Source organism: Paenibacillus terrae (assembly GCF_005217525.1).
GTDB classification, from domain to species: Bacteria; Bacillota; Bacilli; order Paenibacillales; family Paenibacillaceae; genus Paenibacillus; species Paenibacillus terrae_C.
This window is the reverse complement of the sequence record NZ_PNXQ01000016.1, coordinates 314,285-332,045: the sequence shown is the minus strand read 5'-3', so window position 1 is coordinate 332,045 and position 17,761 is coordinate 314,285. Positions and strand designations below refer to the sequence as shown.

At 43.4% G+C, this 17,761-nt stretch carries 20 protein-coding genes, 2 pseudogenes, 1 riboswitch and 1 other annotated feature; of the genes and pseudogenes, 6 read left to right on the top strand and 16 right to left on the bottom strand.

All coding sequences use genetic code 11. The features are described 5' to 3' along the window. Together C1I60_RS19095 and C1I60_RS19090 are read left to right on the top strand one after the other, a co-directional pair. Positions 1-132 (top strand): annotated as a pseudogene (locus C1I60_RS19095) (beta-glucanase); the annotation flags it as partial. A 202-nt stretch (positions 133-334) separates the two neighbouring features. Beyond that, entirely contained in the window at positions 335-718 is a 384-nt protein-coding gene (locus C1I60_RS19090; RefSeq protein WP_212734489.1) for a hypothetical protein, read from the top strand. 470 nt (positions 719-1,188) lie between these two features. Here C1I60_RS19090 and C1I60_RS19080 read toward each other — a convergent pair whose 3' ends face one another. The 3 genes from C1I60_RS19080 to C1I60_RS19070 all read right to left on the bottom strand — a co-directional run bounded on the left by C1I60_RS19080 (position 1,189) and on the right by C1I60_RS19070 (position 2,848). Then, on the bottom strand, positions 1,189-1,545 hold the full coding sequence (locus tag C1I60_RS19080) for an antibiotic biosynthesis monooxygenase family protein (RefSeq protein ID WP_137063160.1): 357 nt from the start codon (positions 1,543-1,545) through the stop codon (positions 1,189-1,191). A 96-nt stretch (positions 1,546-1,641) separates the two neighbouring features. Continuing rightward, the gene (locus C1I60_RS19075; protein WP_137063159.1) at positions 1,642-1,854 is read right to left on the bottom strand and encodes a hypothetical protein; all 213 of its coding nucleotides are present in this window, start codon (positions 1,852-1,854) and stop codon (positions 1,642-1,644) included. A gap of 247 nt (positions 1,855-2,101) precedes the next feature. Then, a complete protein-coding gene (locus C1I60_RS19070; RefSeq protein WP_137063158.1) occupies positions 2,102-2,848 on the bottom strand; it encodes an SDR family NAD(P)-dependent oxidoreductase in 747 nt (248 codons plus the stop codon). 190 nt (positions 2,849-3,038) lie between these two features. On the opposite strand from C1I60_RS19070, the gene C1I60_RS19065 reads away from it, so the two are divergent. Further along, entirely contained in the window at positions 3,039-3,386 is a 348-nt protein-coding gene (locus tag C1I60_RS19065; protein ID WP_137063157.1) for a winged helix-turn-helix transcriptional regulator, read from the top strand. A gap of 530 nt (positions 3,387-3,916) precedes the next feature. On the opposite strand, the gene C1I60_RS19060 is transcribed toward C1I60_RS19065, so the two are convergent. Both C1I60_RS19060 and C1I60_RS19055 read right to left on the bottom strand, forming a co-directional pair. Then, entirely contained in the window at positions 3,917-4,390 is a 474-nt protein-coding gene (locus C1I60_RS19060; RefSeq protein WP_137063156.1) for a hypothetical protein, read from the bottom strand. Between the two features lie 89 nt (positions 4,391-4,479). Then, on the bottom strand, positions 4,480-5,076 hold the full coding sequence (locus C1I60_RS19055; RefSeq protein WP_252361784.1) for a site-specific integrase: 597 nt from the start codon (positions 5,074-5,076) through the stop codon (positions 4,480-4,482). Positions 5,077-5,220: 144 nt separating this feature from the next. Here C1I60_RS19055 and C1I60_RS25820 point away from each other — a divergent pair, with 144 nt between their 5' ends. Then, the gene (locus tag C1I60_RS25820; RefSeq protein WP_434784409.1) at positions 5,221-5,493 is read left to right on the top strand and encodes an MFS transporter; all 273 of its coding nucleotides are present in this window, start codon (positions 5,221-5,223) and stop codon (positions 5,491-5,493) included. A 477-nt stretch (positions 5,494-5,970) separates the two neighbouring features. Here C1I60_RS25820 and tyrS read toward each other — a convergent pair whose 3' ends face one another. Then, a complete protein-coding gene (gene tyrS / locus C1I60_RS19045) occupies positions 5,971-7,230 on the bottom strand; it encodes a tyrosine--tRNA ligase (RefSeq protein ID WP_137063155.1) in 1,260 nt (419 codons plus the stop codon). 166 nt (positions 7,231-7,396) lie between these two features. Further along, positions 7,397-7,635 (bottom strand) — a binding site (T-box leader). A 683-nt stretch (positions 7,636-8,318) separates the two neighbouring features. Between tyrS and C1I60_RS19040 the strand changes: the two genes are divergently transcribed. Next, positions 8,319-9,506, top strand: a complete 1,188-nt coding sequence (locus C1I60_RS19040) for a macrolide family glycosyltransferase (RefSeq protein ID WP_137063154.1) — start codon at positions 8,319-8,321, stop codon at positions 9,504-9,506. Positions 9,507-9,616: 110 nt separating this feature from the next. Here the strand turns inward: C1I60_RS19040 and C1I60_RS19035 are convergent, their stop codons facing one another. Then, complete coding sequence (locus tag C1I60_RS19035) at positions 9,617-11,668, bottom strand: fibronectin type III domain-containing protein (protein ID WP_137063153.1); 2,052 nt, start codon at positions 11,666-11,668, stop codon at positions 9,617-9,619. A gap of 114 nt (positions 11,669-11,782) precedes the next feature. Further along, positions 11,783-12,112, bottom strand: coding sequence for a LysR family transcriptional regulator (locus C1I60_RS19030; RefSeq protein WP_252361782.1), 330 nt, complete (start codon positions 12,110-12,112; stop codon positions 11,783-11,785). An 83-nt stretch (positions 12,113-12,195) separates the two neighbouring features. Between C1I60_RS19030 and C1I60_RS19025 the strand changes: the two genes are divergently transcribed. Then, positions 12,196-12,486 (top strand): hypothetical protein, encoded by a 291-nt coding sequence (locus C1I60_RS19025; protein ID WP_252361781.1) that lies wholly within the window; start codon positions 12,196-12,198, stop codon positions 12,484-12,486. A 47-nt stretch (positions 12,487-12,533) separates the two neighbouring features. Here C1I60_RS19025 and C1I60_RS26355 read toward each other — a convergent pair. From C1I60_RS26355 to C1I60_RS18985, 8 genes and pseudogenes are all read right to left on the bottom strand, one after another. After that, positions 12,534-12,581, bottom strand: a pseudogene (locus C1I60_RS26355) (hypothetical protein); the annotation flags it as partial. Between the two features lie 23 nt (positions 12,582-12,604). Beyond that, positions 12,605-13,408: a hydroxyethylthiazole kinase gene (gene thiM / locus C1I60_RS19015; RefSeq protein WP_252361843.1), complete on the bottom strand. Its 804-nt coding sequence runs from the start codon at positions 13,406-13,408 to the stop codon at positions 12,605-12,607. Between the two features lie 83 nt (positions 13,409-13,491). Beyond that, positions 13,492-13,601, bottom strand: a riboswitch (TPP riboswitch). A 264-nt stretch (positions 13,602-13,865) separates the two neighbouring features. Continuing rightward, positions 13,866-14,177, bottom strand: coding sequence for a rhodanese-like domain-containing protein (locus C1I60_RS19010; RefSeq protein WP_137063151.1), 312 nt, complete (start codon positions 14,175-14,177; stop codon positions 13,866-13,868). Between the two features lie 14 nt (positions 14,178-14,191). Beyond that, entirely contained in the window at positions 14,192-14,458 is a 267-nt protein-coding gene (locus tag C1I60_RS19005) for a metal-sensitive transcriptional regulator (RefSeq protein WP_044645886.1), read from the bottom strand. Between the two features lie 76 nt (positions 14,459-14,534). Further along, complete coding sequence (locus C1I60_RS19000) at positions 14,535-15,023, bottom strand: DsrE/DsrF/DrsH-like family protein (protein ID WP_137063150.1); 489 nt, start codon at positions 15,021-15,023, stop codon at positions 14,535-14,537. 34 nt (positions 15,024-15,057) lie between these two features. Continuing rightward, positions 15,058-15,852, bottom strand: coding sequence for a sulfite exporter TauE/SafE family protein (locus C1I60_RS18995; RefSeq protein ID WP_137063848.1), 795 nt, complete (start codon positions 15,850-15,852; stop codon positions 15,058-15,060). A 12-nt stretch (positions 15,853-15,864) separates the two neighbouring features. Next, entirely contained in the window at positions 15,865-17,013 is a 1,149-nt protein-coding gene (locus C1I60_RS18990) for an MBL fold metallo-hydrolase (RefSeq protein ID WP_137063149.1), read from the bottom strand. Then, the gene (locus C1I60_RS18985; protein WP_137063148.1) at positions 17,010-17,597 is read right to left on the bottom strand and encodes a sulfurtransferase TusA family protein; all 588 of its coding nucleotides are present in this window, start codon (positions 17,595-17,597) and stop codon (positions 17,010-17,012) included. The genes C1I60_RS18990 and C1I60_RS18985 overlap by 4 nt, the downstream gene beginning before the upstream one ends. Positions 17,598-17,761: the final 164 nt, after the last annotated feature.

The following is a 17,761-nucleotide window of genomic DNA, read 5'->3' as shown; positions in this document are numbered from 1 at the left end:
GTACCGAGCACGCCAGGCCAAATTATGATGAATTTATGGAATGGAACCGGAGTAGATAGCTGGTTAGGTCCGTATAACGGAGTTAATCCGTTGTACGCCGAATATGACTGGGTAAAATATACGAGCAATTAGTATGGTTACAGCAGAAGAGGCAGCCCTATAGGGCTGCTTTTGCCTATTCAGTAAAAAAAATTCACTAATCCAACATTTATATCCAATTTCCAATATCCTAAATTAGTGCAACAAATGTTGTAAAGTTAGTATGGGCAGCTACCTGATTCATTTATTATTATTAATGCTGTAATCTACTTTACATAGACTGGGGGAGACAATATTGAACGAAAGTAAAAAAAGACGAATCGGCAGCCTGCTGATGGTAGGTGTGTTGACCATGTCGGCCGTGTTGAGCGGGTGCAGCAGCAATAGCGGTCACAAGCCGGCTGACACAAATACTACACGTGCCAAGTTGGAGATTAAGAACGGTAAATACGATCCACCGGTAACGATTACGTATTTACGACCTTGGGGCCCGGATGTTAAGTTCAAACCAGGAGAAGATCAGGATAGCAATGTTCATACCAAATGGGCAAAAGAAAAGCTGGGAATCGAGCTTAGAATTCAGCATGTTTTGTATGATAATGAATGCATTTTCTGCTTGCTGATCAACAGGGGAAATGAATTGTCGTCAACTCGAATAAATGAGTCACCTCGGTCGTGATCAAATCCGATAATTCTTCAAAGGGATAAACTTGTTGTCACTGGACACATGAGACACGTGTTTTTGAACTCGGTTTCACTGCGTTTTTAATATATATTCACAAAACTCGTATTTTGTACATATGTATATAAAACAATTAAATGCCATGAGCTATATAGATTCTCATTTAGTGTCATACATTATATTCCCCATTTTTGCAGATGCAAAATAATAAGTTGGTTTCGATGCATGTCTTCATGCAGCGGTATTCAGACACAAAACTGTTTTAATAAGCGATACAACTTACTACAACTAAAACTAAAACGCGAGACAAAACTTCAAGTTTTGTCTCGCGTTTTTAAGGTAGCCAATTGGCTTCATCTCGATACTATGCAAATCACGGTTGGTTGATCAGTAACATGAGCTTCTCGTTTGCTGATTATTATGATCCGAATACCACAAACTTGGAAATATTTGAATCATGTAGTCACCTACTTTAAGGATTGTTTTTTAGATGCTCCAGTTAAGTTGCTTCCCCATTCAGCAACTGGGATTAACCAGCTAACCATTCTATCATTCAGCAATTCGGAGAGAACTCCTTCATACTCCTTGCGGTAGGGCTTAGGAAACTCTTCTTGCAGCCAGCTTTCTTGTGTGCCTTTCCATATCTCGTAAATGACGATGTCTTCCGATTGATCCATGTCATCATGAATAATGGCGTTCACAAAGTTAGTTTCATTTGACATAATGTCAGCCAGTGAGAATAATTGCTTGCGAAAATCTTCTTTCTTACCGGGTTTTACTTTGAATCGTATGTTAAGGATAATTTGATTATTATTGTTTGTCATAGTTGATACACCTCTTCTTTAGTTTATTAGCACTGTTTTTGTTTCTTTGAAAATTCAATACATTTTGTATATTGTATCCATCGGTTAAATAACTGGTTATTCTTCTGACTTTTCAATAAAGACAACTAAAGATTGGATTAACCCATTCTCAATGACTATGAAGTCCTGACCAGAGATTGTTTGTGGATTGTCAGAAGGTCCGAAATACCAGCTAAACTTTACTTGACCATGGTGTTCTTCTAAGGAACCTGGCATAATGGTAAAACGAAAATGAAGAAATTTTCCCTGGACCTCATCAATTAGTGTCATTAGTTCGTCGCGTCTCCAACAATTACTTCTGGTTAATAAGGGTCGTAGACACGGCAGTTTTCGGAGTAGACTTCATCTATTGCCTTTCTTCGGCTTTCATGGTTTGTATTACTCCAAATTTCGAGATGTCTCTTCATAAGATCAATAACATTGCTCATTAGTTAATCCTCCCCACAATATTGAAGCAAAAGAGAGATTACAGTTAGACTTTCCCGCCATTAATTCATCTTCGTGGTATATCTCCGAACTAAACTTGTGCAGTTCCGCCATCCACGAACAATTCAATTCCATTTATATAGTTGCTTTCATTAGAGGCAAGAAACATTACAGCATTTGCAATTTCTTCAGATGTTCCCACTCTGCCTAGTGGAGTTACGGTCTTGGCATGTTCAAGGACATTTTCGACCTCGGCTCCAAATAAGTAATTATAAGCCGGTGTATGAACGAATCCAGGACTAACGACGTTTACACGAATTTCAGTTCCTTTTAGATCAAGAATCCAGTTGCGAATTAACTGCCTTATTGCTGCCTTTGATGCGCCATAGACACTGAACGCTGGGTCACCAACGGAACCAGCCGTGGACCCGGTTATGATAATCGAACCTACATTGTTCGGAAACAAGGGCAACGCCTTTTGAACCGTGAATATCGTTCCTTTTACGTTAACGTCGAATGTTTTGTAATAATGTTCTTCTGTAATCTCACCCAATGGAAGGAATGACCCAAGCCCAGCATTTGCAAAGAGGATGTCCAAATGTCCTTTCTCTTGCTTCACTGCTTCGAACAGACTGTCTAAATCCGCCAGATTGGAAACGTCACCTTGAATACCAGTTACATTATCTCCAATCAGCTTCACCGCTGAATCAAGTTCACTTTGTCTGCGTCCTGTAATAAAAACATGTGCACCTTCTTTTGCAAACTTCTGCGCTGTTGCAAGACCGATGCCGCTAGTACCCCCTGTTACAACCGCTACTTTTCCATTAAACTTTCCCATGTTATGACTCTCCTTGTAAGGTTAATTTTTGTTCTAAGTATATTATCTCTTGACTGCCGTTTTTTCAAAAAAACTGTTAATAACATCCCACAAATGATATTATGTATCAAAAGTAATAATAATAGAAGTACCCACTTTTTTGTTATATAGTAACTAAAAAGTAATAATTGACACTGGAGGAGTTTACTACATGAAAGTTTATTATTGTAACCTTGAAGTTACATTGGAGGTAATTGGGGGGAAATGGAAAGGGCTAGTTTTATATTATTTGATACATGGTCCAAAACGAACGAGTGAGTTAAAGCGACTTGTACACAATATAACTCAAAAAATGCTTATCCAAACGCTTAGAGAATTGGAAGCTGATGGACTTGTAAGCAGAAAAATGTTTAATCAGGTCCCTCCGAAGGTCGAATATTCGACCACAGAGCTTGGGCAATCGCTTGAACCGATTCTAAGAGCGCTTTGTCAATGGGGTGACGGTTATGCCGATAAAACATTCACTGAAGGAGAAGTGCAAATTTTGAAAGTTGATTAATAATCACTAGCGTTGCATTAATGATCTCAGAAATTTCATAATTTTCTATGTTTATGTGCTGCACAAAAAGAAAAATCCTTTACAATGGAATGGAAGGTAGTACCTGTCCATATTCCACGAAAAGGATTAGTCACAAGTGCTGCAAGTGTAAGCCGAAGGGAATCTATATCTATGCGATGGTTGATGAAATAATGCAAAGCGGATTTACGAATGTGACCGTTGAGCCGAAGGATGAATCTAGGACGTAATCATACAGGTCTTCTCCCTTCATCCCTTAACGTTTTGCGCCGAGGTCGCACAAATAACATACAGTTTTCACCAAAAAATTATGAAAGCTGAGCATATTTGTTTCGACGTGGTCATTAATTAAGCAGACTTGTGTCTCACAAAAACGGCATAAGTCTGCTTAATTACATTTAAAGATATACTGTTTTCGATCATTTTATTTAAGCTGTTTTGTGTCGCTGCACAACAAGGCTGCCGATTGATTGCGGGGCAGTACCGTTTGATTTAACAAACCAAAGTTAGGTTTACTCATTCATATACTTTTCAAATTCACTTTTCAGCCAATACTGATTCTGATATGCAATATACTGTTCCATCCGAATTAGCAAATCAACCAATTCTGGCTTAGTTAGCTGCATATAACGCTGTCTGACTCGATCTATGTCGCGATCTTCTTTTATGTGCTTAAATGCATCCAGATCATCGTCTAAGGGCTTATATGACCTTTTTCGAGGCCTATAAGCTTTAGTAGTACTGTGCTTTAGGAAATGGTTATGAAGTTCTGGGTTCTTACGGATTGTATTTTGGTGGATACCTATTCCATCTGGATCAATTGCTTTTGACTTGTCCGAAACAGTTCGGTACGAAACAGATTTACCTTCTTTAATTAGCGCATCAATCGCCTTTACACCAAGTTCGACTGAACGGTTCTTTCTCTTGTCGTATGATGCTTGAAGCCATTCCAGCTCATTTGTTTGAGATACGGATTTCCGGCGCATATGTCTCATCCCTTTGAGATTTCTCTATCAGTTGGATCTCCTTAAGTTCGTTTTTAGCTCTATTTTTTGCGATCTTCATCTTCTTTGCTTCAAGGAGTAAGCCATTCTTCATTGATGATCTTAAAATAAGAATCCGTTTGTTTTCTGAAAGATAGCGGTTCCTCGGTACCTGCCGCTTTGGGCATCCTTGGTCTGTTCCCCCTTTCCCCTGGTTGCTCAGAAACACTATCTTTATATTCTATATCGATAAGTGGATTGGCCTGTGTATACTTCTTTAAGCGAATCATGGTCTTATAAAAACCTTTAATAGCGGACAGAAACAGTTGAACAGTTTTGGAGCTTTTACTCGTTAAGTACACGCCTTCATGCCTATCTCTACCACGAATCTTACAATGCATCTGTTCTATTAAATATTGCCTTACCGCTTCCTTAACAGCCTCTGGCTCATCATCCCAACAGACCTTTCTGGCCTTGTAGTAGCTTTTGTACTTTAACCAATAAAAGAATGGCTCTAAGGTATTTAAATAAGCGATTACGGAACTCTCACTGATCCTGTTGAACTGATCGTGATAAAACACTGTAAGAGGAATGAACGCCTCCTTCTTATCGTCAAAAACAATGAGACGGTATTTGCTGTTCACTCCTTCAGGACAATATGCATGAAAAAATGAAGCCATTTCCTCCACTACCTCCACCTATCTTCTACACAAAAAAAGGACACTTCCGTTCCCATGAAACGGATGTCCACATATGATGTGTAACACTATATGAAAATACAGTAGTTTCATAGCTTCGTCAACAAATCTTAGAAATTAATATTATATAGTATTTTGTACATAAGTTATTGTTTCAATCAATTGAAGGAGCTGTCATTGGAGTGCTCGTCCCTACTCAACATCTTCCGAATGACGCTGGCTATGGCAGGGGCTGCGTTGATCTCTTATGCCACGATGCCACTCGTGAATGCTTTTGGTGGCGGCAAGTCAGGCTGGTTCTTTACATTCCTGATTTTTGGCTGTCTAGCACCGTTCATGTACCTGATTACATTCAAAACAACCAAAGAACGTGTAAAACCGGTGGTAACACAAAAAAAATACCACTGAAGCGTTCAATCCCTGCTCTGCTCCGCAATAAGTACTGGATCATGATTGTCCCTCTGTGCCTGGTTGGCTATATTGGAACTCAGGAACAACAGTCAACTGCGGCCCTGAGCACAATCAAGTTCATGTATCTGTATTCGCCTATTATTTTCGGACTTCTCTCCGCTTTGATTCTTGTATTTTATATCTAGCGAAAAATGACAAAAAAACTCTGATTGATTCACGCTGAGAACTGCACCATTAAGAGACCCAAAGAAGCTCATCTGCCTGATGAGGCAGCTACGTGATTTGGTTCGAAGCTACAATGAGCAGACGCTTGGATATACAGCAAAAACAGCCCCTTCGCGGCTGATTTGAGGTTCATTTACCCAGATCAGCTGCAAAAGGGCCCAAACAACGGAGCCGCAGCGATGTCGCCTGTCAGGGCGATGAATCTGCTTGGCTATCTGATGGAATGGCTACTGCAACTGTTTGCTATAGCTACGCCAGCTTTACCAGGCTGTAATTCTTCTTCCCTTTACGTACGATAATAAAGCGGCCACCAATCGCTTGCTCGGCTGTTATCTCATGGGCAATATCGCTTATCCGCTCACCATTAATAGAGATCGCTCCCTTGGTGATATCCTCGCGCGCCTGCCGCTTGGAAGGCTCGATGCCCATATCTACCAGCCAGTCCACGATATTTTTGGAGTCCCTGGTTGCCTCGTAGGTCGGCATTTCCTTGAAACCCTGCTCAATTTCATCTGCCGTCAGGGATTGGATATCGCCGCTGAACAGAGCTGACGTAATCCGCTTCGCTTGCTCCAGCATCTCCTCGCTATGTACGAAGCGGGTCATTTCCTCAGCGAGCATTTTTTGCGCTTCGCGTTTATGCGGCTCGGTCTCGACCTTCTGGGCCAGCTCGTCAATTTGCTCCTTCGACAGGAAAGTGAAGTACTTCAGGTATTTCACGACATCCCGATCGTCCGTGTTCGCCCAGAACTGGTAGAACTCGTATGGCGTCGTCTTCTTCGGATCGAGCCATACCGCCCCTCCGGCGGTCTTGCCAAATTTTGTGCCGTCGGACTTCAGCATCAGCGGAATCGTCAGACCGAATGCCTTGGCTTCTGCCCCTTCCTTCTTGCGGATCAGATCCAGGCCACTCGTAATGTTGCCCCATTGGTCAGAGCCACCAATCTGAAGTTGCACATCCTCATTCCGGTACAGATGCAGGTAGTCCAGCGATTGCAGAATCTGGTAGGAGAATTCCGTGAAGGAAATGCCGCTATCCAGTCGGCTTGCAACGACATCCTTCGCAAGCATCGTATTGATGCTGAAGTTCTTGCCGTAATCCCGCAGGAACTCAATCACATTGATCTGTTGCGTCCAGTCATAGTTGTTCACCATACGAATCTGGTTGTCGCCCTCCGTAATGAACAGCTTCTTCATCTGCGCTGTGAGCGCATCGACGTTAGCCTGAATTTGTTCCAGAGTTTGAAGGGAGCGCTCGGTCTGACGGCCACTCGGATCACCAATTGTACCTGTTGCTCCGCCGATCAGAATGACCGGACGATGCCCGGCAAGCTGGAAGCGCTTAAGCACCATGAACGGAATCAAGTGTCCAATATGCATGCTGTCGCCTGTTGGGTCTACCCCACAGTATACGGAGACAGACTTCTCGTTCGACAAGGCCCGAAGCCCCTCTTTATCCGTCTGTTGGTTAATGGCATCGCGCCATTCAAGTTCATCAATAATGTTCATGATTTATTCCACTCCTTCAATTTGTCGCGTGCCTTATATCGAGTCCTTATTCTCGGACAGCTGGCCAATTTTGGTCAACAGCCATGGAGAACTACTACCGCGAGCCGTGCACAACTCACAGCATTTGTTGAAAGACAAAAAAATCGTCCCCACGTCTATTAGTAGACATAGGGACGATTATATAACCGTGTTACCACCCTGATTGTATCCGGCACAGGAAGCATAGACTGGCTTGACGTGTCCTGGATACCACTCGATAGCGAGTTAACGTTCGCAACGTCCGCCCGGGATTAGCCAGGATACTCCAGAGTGTAATTCGCTCGCTTCATGTGTACCGGGTCTCATCTCCCCCCGGCTTTCTGGAACAGGGATGAAGCAACTACTGGGCTCTTTCAACGTATATCGTATATAAGATTACAGACAGTATAAGTGAAAGCATTAACGAATGTCAACCAGGCTCAATGGCACTTGTCGTTGTTCTGGACTAACGCAGAGATGAAGAAAGTACTCGTTGCATCGATAACGAGATTGCCCGAGTTCACCCATTGAGTTGATATTTACCAGCCACCCAAAACTATTATCCGTCCATATTACTGGTTGAAAGCGATTTGAGGAATCGTTTTAATCTTCAGCGACCATAGTCCTGTTCCTTCCCCTGCTCTTGGCCAGATACAATGCCTGATCCACCTTCTTCTAGTAGCTCCTCACGCTCTAACGCATGTAAAGGAGTTAGTATTAGACTTTCAATTCGATCTACTCTAAAAATAAGGATATCATTCCTTAGAGTAGTTAGTTTAGGTTTAATTCTTCACAATCTATTTCCGATTTTTAGTATAACCCATCAACTGTGTTATTCCACTTTATGAGACACTCCAAACTGCGATTTTATCAGTCTACTAGACTTCTATCAATAGAGTATACTCTATTGATACATAGCTGGCTTCTTACGGTATGCTGAGAGACCTTAAGAGGGTATTGAAAAGATATTGAAAGGATATCATTTGAAAATATAAATATTATTGTTATTATAGATAGAGAGATTCAGTGAGAGCTGCGGTCTCTAACGATGCATAAAGGAGTGATGATGAATGCTACACATATTAATGGTTAACTTTCCGGCAGAAGGACATGTGAACCCTACGATTGGGATTACGCAAGCCTTTGCAGCACGGGGAGACCAGGTACATTACATTACAACTGAGAAATACAAGGACAGACTTCAAGCAGTTGGAGCAACGGTTCACCTGCACCCCGATCTGATCAGGACTGCTTACATCGACACTGCATCTCCAGCCGGATTGAACGCATTTTTGAAGATTCATATTCAGACTTCGATGGACATATTGGCAGTTACTCAGAGGTTATCTGAAAATATTGATTTTGACTTTGTATTCTATGATAGATTTGGAGCTGGTGAGTTAGTTAGAGATTATTTGAATATCCCAGGCATTGCTTCATCACCATCCTTTTTAATTTCAAAGAATCGGATGGCCAGCAATCTTTTTAGCTCTGACGCAAAAGCGCCATTTCAACTTGATGAACATGCCACGACTTCACTGCATCTCATGAAAGAAAGATTCGGGGCTGCTCCTGAGGATATGTTTCAATTTATGAACAATTCTGGGGAACTGAATGTGGTATATACCAGCCGATATTTCCAACCGGACGGTGACCGTTTTGGTGAGGAGAACCTTTTTATTGGTCCGAGCTTCCCTGAGCGCAAAGGGGAATATTCTTTTCCTTTGGATGTATTACAAAATAACAAGGTTCTGTATATTTCGATGGGAACGGTTTTGGATCATGTTGAAGACTTTTTTAACACCTGTATTGAAGCTTTTTCCGATTTTGAAGGCATGGTTGTGATTGCAGCTGGCGAGAAGGCTGACTTTACGAAGATCAATCCGGCCCCTGAGCACTTTATTATTTCTCCTTATGTTCCCCAATTGGAGGTATTACGTCATGCAGATGTATTTATTACTCATGGTGGAATGAACAGCGTGAATGAAGGGATTCACTTCAATGTTCCCTTGGTCGTGCTGCCACAGGACAAGGATCAGCCGATGGTCGCGCAGCGGTTAACGGAACTTCAAGCTGGCTATCGAATAACCAAAGAGCATATCAATGCACATTCGTTAAGAGAGGCCGTACATGAAGTGATATCGAACGCAGCGTATAAAAAAGGCATACAAAAAATAAATGATAGCTTCCAGCAATCTGGCGGTACAGAAGAAGCCCTTGCAAAAATTGATGCTTATCTTCAAAAAGAACTCGTGTAAATCCGGGCTTTCATACAAAAAAGGAGAAACCCTAGGTCATGGAAATGACCGGGTTTCTCGACAAGCTGTGTTCCAAATGATTTACTATGAAATTGTTTTTACAGAAGCAGTTATTTTGTAATCGTGATTTGTTTGGATACAGCGTTATAGTTCACCTGATAGCCCGAAAGCTCGCTAATGACTCGTAATGGAACCAGTGTGTGCCCGTTAATAATAACCGGAGCTGTGATGTTCGTCGAGTAATTCCGAGAGTTGTTTAACTCGTACACTGCAAGAGTCGAATTCTTGACTTGAAGCACCACTTGTTTGCCATCTGTAAGGCGATTCATGATAATCTTTTTAGTCCCTTTATCATAGTTCACTTGGTAGCCCACACGTTCACCGATAAAGCGCAGCGGGACCATCGTTACCCCATTTATTATTCGTGGTGCCTGAGCCATCGTCGTAGTACGACCATCGACATAAGCTGATGTAGCTCCTGGTGTCAGGGTAAATGAAGTTGAATATGAGGAAAACGCATTGTTAGAATATGAAGACGCTGTGCTGGAATTCGATGTAGCTGAGCTTGTCCCGGTCGATGAACTACCGGTACCAACCGCTCTATTGCGAATAGCTTCTAGACGATCCAGAAGATCGCTTTTACGTGTCCCGCTCGGCAGGTCACTGATTGCGTCTCTGGCAGAGCGCCAATCAGAAGCATTCAGACTGTTTTCCGCAATTCGCATCAAATCTCTTGCTTTCTCATAGTTAGATGAACTAGATGACGACGAGGAATAACTATAACTATCTGCACGTTCTGAGATCCTTACACCGCTGGATTCCCTTCCACTGCTATTTACAGTTGTAACCTTAATCTCATACCAGCGTCCTTCACGTAAATCAGTAATTTTATAGGATTCAGAGGATGTAGTACCCCTATAATTACCGTCAACATATATTTTTACTTTTTCAGCCTGACTCGGCATATCGTAAGTAATTTTGATCCAGGTATCACTCTTGCTATCTACTTCAAGATTGGATACTTCCGACGAATTGGAGGACGTGCTGTTCGTTGTGGCAGTCAGCCTCACACCGGAGGACAATACACCTGTGCTTCGCTTGGATCTGATCATAAACGTGTATGTCTGGCTTGCCGAAAGATTGTTGAATGTATAGGATGTTCCCGTTGAATCGGTTACCAGCTGTCCGTCTTTATACAGACTGACCGTATTAATTCCGCTGGGCCTCGTCCAGGAAACCGTAACGCTATAGTTATTAACTGATGTCACTGAAGCTCCTGTTACTTCTGGCACTGTATCGACGGTGAGCGCTGTAGTCGTAACCGGAATACTGACCCCTCCAGATATGTTGCCGGATTTGTCCACTGTCTTAACTGTTACTTTATAGTTTGTCGAAGCAATCAATCCACTGAACGTATAGGACGTCCCTGTAGTTCGCTGCACCTCTTTGTCATTTAAATAGATAATGGCTTGGCTCAGGTCAGTATCCTTCGGCAATATATAATTCACAGTAAAAGCGTTGTAACCCACATTCGTCGCTGTCAGCCCGCTTACCTCTCCTGGAGGTGTCTTATCTACAGGAACATTAATGGAAGCAGTTTTGGTCTGTACTGTAGTACCTTGAGATTCATTTCCACTTTTATCCACCGTCTTCACTCGAAAGGTATATGTCGTATCTGGCTGTAATCCGCTCATCGTATAAGAGTTACTGTTAATGTTATTGACATACACATCGGTACTGACATTGACCACCTTTACATGGTCAAAATTGATGTCTGACGGATTGGTCCAAGACAAATTCACCTTTGTTGTATCTAGCGGAACCGCTGTCAGATTGCTCACCTCTGCTGGTGCAATACTTAGAGCAGCGGTTTGGCTCGCCATCGCTTTTATCATTTTGTTAATATAGGGTGTTTGATTACTATTTTTTGTAAACGAAGTCACTTTTGTGCCTGAAGTAACTGGCACATGGCGCCCTTGAACTGATGCTAATTTCGTATGTGGCTGTGCTATATTCAAGCCTGTCAGATTCGAATTATGCCCTTCAGTCGGCAACGCACTCGCCACTGCATCGGTTCCTCCGCAGATGCTATATCCCGTATTCAAAATCAATGTAGCCGTTGCGAACGGAGCCATCCATTGGCGCAAACGTTTCTTATTCATGATCTATGCTCTCCTTGATAACAGTATGTATTTGTCTAACCGGTAAGCAAGCTTTCAAAAACCTACTGCTGTAATCCAGCCTTGTAAATCGCTACATAAGCAGTATATGTCCATTTAATAGTTATCGGAATATCTAGCGGAAATGTTTAGGCTACTCCACTGCAGTTTGCCTGCTCCCGTTCCCCGGTGCATGTCCATCAGCGATTCGGCCTCCAAGGACAAGGCATTGATCTGCGAAGCATAATGATAGAAGGCTTTCCCCGCTTCAGTCAGCTTAATGACATGATAAGATTTCGTATGAAACAGTGAAACGCCAATATCCTCCTGTAATTTATTCAGATGAAAAGTAACGGTAGGCTGCGTCACCTCCAGTTTTTGCGCTACCAGATACAGCTTCTGCAGTTCAACTGCGAGAACAAACACCTTTAATTGCTGCAAATTCACAGGCTTCCTCTCCTTCAATAAAACATAGATTGTATCGCTGGCGGTACCCGGCGTAGTCCTGGGGATCGGGTATATTTTCATCTGTGTACGGCACCCCTTCCCTACTGGTCATTGCCGGTATTGCCGGAGCAATTCCATATGCGGTTAGGGTGCAGCTTGGGGCTTTTGGCAATCTGTCGGGTACAATGCTGCGGGCGGCAGCGATTCAAGGCGCCAGCATTTTCGACCGGATGCGGCATATCGTCCTGCCCCTGGTCCGGCAATTGCTGCTGATTGCGGCCCTCGCTTCGTTTGGCTCGATGAGCAGTACAGTCCGGCCCTCCGCCATATATCCAAATCTTACAAAATGGGTCGGTGCCTTTTCAAAAAAGTAGGACAGCGCGCACCACAGTATCAAAGCAAACAAAAGTTGCCCAATGCTCACCTTATCGTCGTATAGTGTATTTCCCACAATTTCACTTAAAACCAATGACGTTAAAAAATCGAGCGGTGTTAACTGACTGAGGGTTTTCCGCCCTGTAATTCTAGCGGGCGCACCCTACCGTACTGGCGCACATCGTCCGGCGTTACAGCGAACAGCATATTAAGCAGCTCGATCTGAAAGCTTCCTGGTCCTTCTGCACCTTTTCGTTCCGCTGCCATTTCAGCAGCAACGCCATATACGGCAAGTGCTACCATACCAGCAGTAAGCCTGTCGTTTTCGACAGCAGCGAAAGCGCCCAGCACCGAAGTTAATAGGCAACCAGCTCCCGTAACTTTGGTAAGCATGCCATGGCCGTTTTCAATGATCCATCCTATACGGCCGTCGGTAATGACGTCTTCTTTGCCGGTGATTGCAACAATCGTATTCAGTTGATGGGCTGTTTTGACTGCAAGTTGTGGAATATTCAAATCACCTGTTTCTCCAGCATCGACACCTTTAATCTGCATGTCTTCGCCAATGATTTGTGCAACTTCAGCAGCGTTACCGCGAACAATATCCACCTTGACCCGATCTAGAATACGGAGAGCGGAGGCTGTGCGGAATGGAGTCGCCCCCGCACCCACGGGATCTAACAGCACGGGTACCCCATGCTCATTAGCCGATAAACCAGCCACAATCATGGATTCTACAAGTTCCTCATTTAACGTCCCGATGTTAAGTACAAGCGCCCCCGCAATACGGGCCATATCTGCGACTTCCTCTTTGGCGTATGCCATAACTGGTGAAGCGCCGAGCGCGAGCAGTCCGTTTGCCGTAAAATTGGTGACGACCACATTAGTTATATTGTGAATGAGCGGATTCGTATCCCGCATATTTTGTAGCAATAAAGCCTTTTTATCTAACACAAAAAACCAACCCTCTTTCTTCAGGAACCTGTGAAAGACTGTTGGCTTATACATATGTATACAGTTATCCCTACGCTGGCATTATCCAACAGGTTCACACGGTCTACGACGGCTTAGTCATACTCTCAGCTTGCTTCCACAGGCTCCCGTTATATTTTTTTCTAATGTTACGGGTTCGTCTTACAAAAATCAACAGGTAATTGCCATAAAGACATGGATCTGGAAACGGATGTTCAACAATCCAGCATTCATTTAAATGAAATCATATCCAATGGAAATGGGGGTTTTGGTATTCGGGTTACGAACGAAACTTTTCGAAATCCTGTTTATTTTAACAAAAATTTAGGCACTTATGTTCAGCGTTCCTTATGTATAGAGGGCAACAATTATTTGAAATAATATTGCCCTAAGAAAAATTTTATGCTTATACCGTTGTATCTGTCCACTCATTCATGCCACCGATCATATTAACCGCATTAAAACCTTTTTCGCCAAGTAATTCACATGCCAGCCCGCTGCGGTTTCCGCTTCTGCATACTATAATCGTTTCTTGCTTTGGATCAAGCTCGTGTTGTCTTTCCAGCAATTGACCGAGGGGAATGTGCTTGGCACTTTCAATATGGCCTTCTGACCATTCAGCAGGTTCGCGTACATCTATAATGACAATTTCCTCATTTTGTTTCAGTCGGGCCGCGAGCTGCTGAGGAGTAATTTCTTTTTCAACTTTAAAAGACATATAAAATGACCTCCTTAACGGCTTTTTACGAGAAGCTGAATCGCTTCCTTAACAAGTTTATCTGTATCTCCACCAGCTTCTTGCTCTTCCAATATACAACGTTGCAGATTCTCTGCCACGATTTGGGCAATTGCCTTATCGGATGCGTTGCGTACGGCAGATAACTGGCTTACTACGTCCTTGCAGGACTGTCCTTCATCCATTAAACGAAGCACCCCACGCACCTGACCCTCAATTCTTCTCAGGCGTGTTTTCAGTTCATCACTATAATTGTAATCCATAAGGTATAGACTCCTTTTTGATTTAATCATATACATGTATAGGTATATTATAAACCAAAAAAATAATTAGGACACCCTAAATGAATAGATTTACCTTGCCCTGCGTAGCATCCCCCAAGTAGGCAGCTACTCCGGCATATTCCAAACCGTCCATCAGTTCTTCCTGTTGCAGCCCTAGCAGATCCATGGTCATGGTACAAGCTACCAGCTTGATTCCCTGCTCTTGCGCCAGCTCGATAAGCTGCGGAAGAGAAAGCGCATTATGCTTTTTCATGACATGCTTGATCATCTGCGGGCCGAGTCCTGCAAAATTCATTTTGGACAATGCCAGCTTTTGGGGTCCACGCGGCATGATCCAGCCAAAGGCTTTTTCGAGTAGCCCCTTATTTGTGCGTACGAGTTCCTCCTTACGCAACGTGTTTAGCCCCCAAAACGTAAAGAAGATGGTCACTTCATGGTCGTAAGCTGCCGCGCCATTTGCGATAATAAATGCAGCGATAGCCTTATCCAGCTCCCCGCTGAATAATACGATGGTAGTTTTTTGCTGAGTATATTCCTGATTCATCCTGAAAGCTCCTTTTTCACTGCAACTTTGTTATTTAAAATCTTAATATGGAACTCCAAATTTTAACGGTAGTAAGAAGGATCAATACCACTAAACAGTATCGCAAAATAACTGGATTGATTTTCGCACTCCATTTGGAGCCCAGAGGTGCGCCGATCAAACTCCCCAATACCGTAAAAGCAGTTACGATAATCGGAATATGGCCCGTTGATATTTTGCCAATCACACCGCCAATGGCAGAAATGAACACAATAGCGAGTGAGGATACAATGGTCGTTCGGGTAGGAATCTTGAGCACGGTTAACATAATAGGAATTAAAATGAATGCCCCTCCTGCACCTACGACGCCTGATATGATACCGACCAAAAAGGCGGACCCCATCGCGATCCATTTGTTAAACGTAATTTCGCTTGTGGATTGCTCGGGTTTCCCTTTATTAGGTATAAGCATCAGCACGACGGCGATCATCGCCAGCACCCCATAAATAATATTGATCACTTGTTCGTCCAGAAAATGAGATACCATTCCGCCGATCAGACTTCCAAGCATAATGCTTGTGCCCATATACAAGACAAGTCCCTTATGCACAAGGGAAGGCTTGTTTTTTCTATTGCGAAAGGCCAATACTCCCGCTAATGAGGCAAAGAAGACCTGAAACATGCTAATCGTGGACACTTCTTGCGCTGAAAAATGCGCTACACCCAAGCCAGCCGGGACAAAAAGCAATAACGGGTAATTGATAATGGCTCCGCCTATACCCAGCAAACCGGAAAAGAATGATCCGATCAGACCCAGAAGCACCATGACTCCATACAGGAGAATATCCATCATGCACCCACTTTAGTGGTCATGTATGGCACAGCGGTTAGGTCCCATTTCCATGTCTCGCTGTTCTTCTTCCGTGGGTGTAATTTTTCCCATATTGGTCTGCCGAATTTCTTGATAGGCATTAGGGTGTTCTGGTAAGTTAGCAGTCACTCTATTCCTGAATTCAGTCTCACTTTGCAGGCTTAAACCCGGATTCGTCTGGTAAATGTCTGCTAATCGTGCCGAAACTTTACCCCCTTTACCCAGCTCCGTGATGCTGCCAAAATGCGCAGGAAGTACGATCAAATCCTCCGGCAAATCCTTGTAACGGGTATAAAGTGTGGTGTGCAGGTCGCCAACCCAATCCTCCGCTTTCCCCGCCAAATCTGGACGGCCAATGGATTGAATGAACAAAATGTCTCCGGTCAGCAGATATTGTTGATCCACAATAAGGGATGTGCTGCCGAAGGTGTGACCAGGAGAGTAAATCGGCTGGATGTTAATCGTTGTGTTACCAACCGTAATGGCATGACCATCTTCCAGCTTGGCATAATCAAAGGTCAGCTCTTCAGCGTCTTTGGAGGGCAGCCAATAGGTTGCCCCTACGCTCTCCGCCAGCTTTTTGCCTCCCGAGATATGATCTGCATGTAGATGAGTGTCTATTGTATGTGTGATTAGGGCTCCTTTTTCGCGGGCAAATTGTTCGTAAATATCCGTCATCCGCAGTGTATCTACGACAGCCGCTTCTCCTTCGGAAATGATCATGTAGGAAAGACAGCCTTTGCCGATTCGAACGAATTGAAATAGTTCTCCGCCATTCTGTAGTTCAGCAACTTTGACAGGCGCCAAATATTCACTCCAGCTTTTCATCCCTCCTTGAAGGTAAAATAGTTGGGTCCGACCGGCTGCAACCAACTGTTCTGCGACAAATATAGAAGACCCTTCCTTGGCGCAGATGACTAGTACTGGTTCATTATCCGGAATTTGCTCCAGTACATGGTCAACGCCATCCAGCAAATCGAAATACGGAAGGTTGATAATCTCAATCTGTTCGCCCTCCACCTTCCAATTGTTAAAATCACTTTCGTTACGGACATCTACAATAAAGAGATGTTCTTTATTTAAAATGATTTTAGTCAATTCCTGCGCTGTCATGGCGTTGATTCCTGTTGTCGTAGTCATATGGTTTTGCTCCCCTCAGTCGCACCTGTCCATGCGGATATGCCTAAAAGCACATTTTTGACGTTTTGGGCGCCTTTGGCTGCTAATTGCTGGCAGGCCAGATCACTACGGATTCCAGTACGGCAAATCACTACGATCTCTCCATCTACATTTAGCTCACCGAGTCTACTTTCCAGTTCTCCGAGAGGAATGGATTTTGAGCCAGGGATACGTTTGAAAGCAAATTCCGCGGGTTCACGGACATCCAGCAACGTTATTTTCTCGTTTGCGGATAGTTTCGTCTGCAATTCTTCGTGGCTTATCGTCCATGGAAAGGTCTGTTCTCCCCTCGTTTCATCAGGATGGGATTTACGTAAATAATGCTGCATGACATCTCCCGATTGAAGAGTACCTAAATATTGATGTCCGGTGTTTTGGGCCCAGCTCTGTAAATCGGCTAATGAGCCTTTGTCCGTGGCCTGAATTTCAATAACCTGCCCGGCATTGAGCTCATTCATGGCTTTTTTCGTTTTGACAATGGGCATGGGGCAAGCAAGTCCTTTACAATCCAGAATTTGATCTGCTTGGATATTAGTTGATGACATTGTACATACCTCCGCTTATTTTTTGAGGGGCATGTAATCTAAAATCTTCATTATACATATACCCCTATGGGTATAATGATAACGAAGCGTACACTCCTTGTCAACCTAATTTAGCAGTTGGTACTCACAGGCGCACGAATGAGTACACTTGATATAGCCTCTCA

What these genes read in the sequence shown, in the direction of transcription:
- C1I60_RS19075 (WP_137063159.1), bottom strand. Translation starts at nt 1,854, where the DNA reads ATGACACTAATTGATGAGGTCCAGGGAAAATTTCTTCATTTTCGTTTT.
- C1I60_RS19060 (WP_137063156.1), bottom strand. Translation starts at nt 4,390, where the DNA reads ATGCGCCGGAAATCCGTATCTCAAACAAATGAGCTGGAATGGCTTCAA.
- C1I60_RS19035 (WP_137063153.1), bottom strand. Translation starts at nt 11,668, where the DNA reads ATGAATAAGAAACGTTTGCGCCAATGGATGGCTCCGTTCGCAACGGCT.
- C1I60_RS18995 (WP_137063848.1), bottom strand. Translation starts at nt 15,852, where the DNA reads ATGGATATTCTCCTGTATGGAGTCATGGTGCTTCTGGGTCTGATCGGA.
- thiM (WP_252361843.1), bottom strand. Translation starts at nt 13,408, where the DNA reads ATGCGGGATACGAATCCGCTCATTCACAATATAACTAATGTGGTCGTC.
- C1I60_RS19010 (WP_137063151.1), bottom strand. Translation starts at nt 14,177, where the DNA reads ATGTCTTTTAAAGTTGAAAAAGAAATTACTCCTCAGCAGCTCGCGGCC.
- C1I60_RS18985 (WP_137063148.1), bottom strand. Translation starts at nt 17,597, where the DNA reads ATGTCATCAACTAATATCCAAGCAGATCAAATTCTGGATTGTAAAGGA.
- C1I60_RS19040 (WP_137063154.1), top strand. Translation starts at nt 8,319, where the DNA reads ATGCTACACATATTAATGGTTAACTTTCCGGCAGAAGGACATGTGAAC.
- C1I60_RS19000 (WP_137063150.1), bottom strand. Translation starts at nt 15,023, where the DNA reads ATGAATCAGGAATATACTCAGCAAAAAACTACCATCGTATTATTCAGC.
- C1I60_RS19070 (WP_137063158.1), bottom strand. Translation starts at nt 2,848, where the DNA reads ATGGGAAAGTTTAATGGAAAAGTAGCGGTTGTAACAGGGGGTACTAGC.
- tyrS (WP_137063155.1), bottom strand. Translation starts at nt 7,230, where the DNA reads ATGAACATTATTGATGAACTTGAATGGCGCGATGCCATTAACCAACAG.
- C1I60_RS19080 (WP_137063160.1), bottom strand. Translation starts at nt 1,545, where the DNA reads ATGACAAACAATAATAATCAAATTATCCTTAACATACGATTCAAAGTA.
- C1I60_RS19005 (WP_044645886.1), bottom strand. Translation starts at nt 14,458, where the DNA reads ATGGATTACAATTATAGTGATGAACTGAAAACACGCCTGAGAAGAATT.
- C1I60_RS19065 (WP_137063157.1), top strand. Translation starts at nt 3,039, where the DNA reads ATGAAAGTTTATTATTGTAACCTTGAAGTTACATTGGAGGTAATTGGG.
- C1I60_RS18990 (WP_137063149.1), bottom strand. Translation starts at nt 17,013, where the DNA reads ATGACTACGACAACAGGAATCAACGCCATGACAGCGCAGGAATTGACT.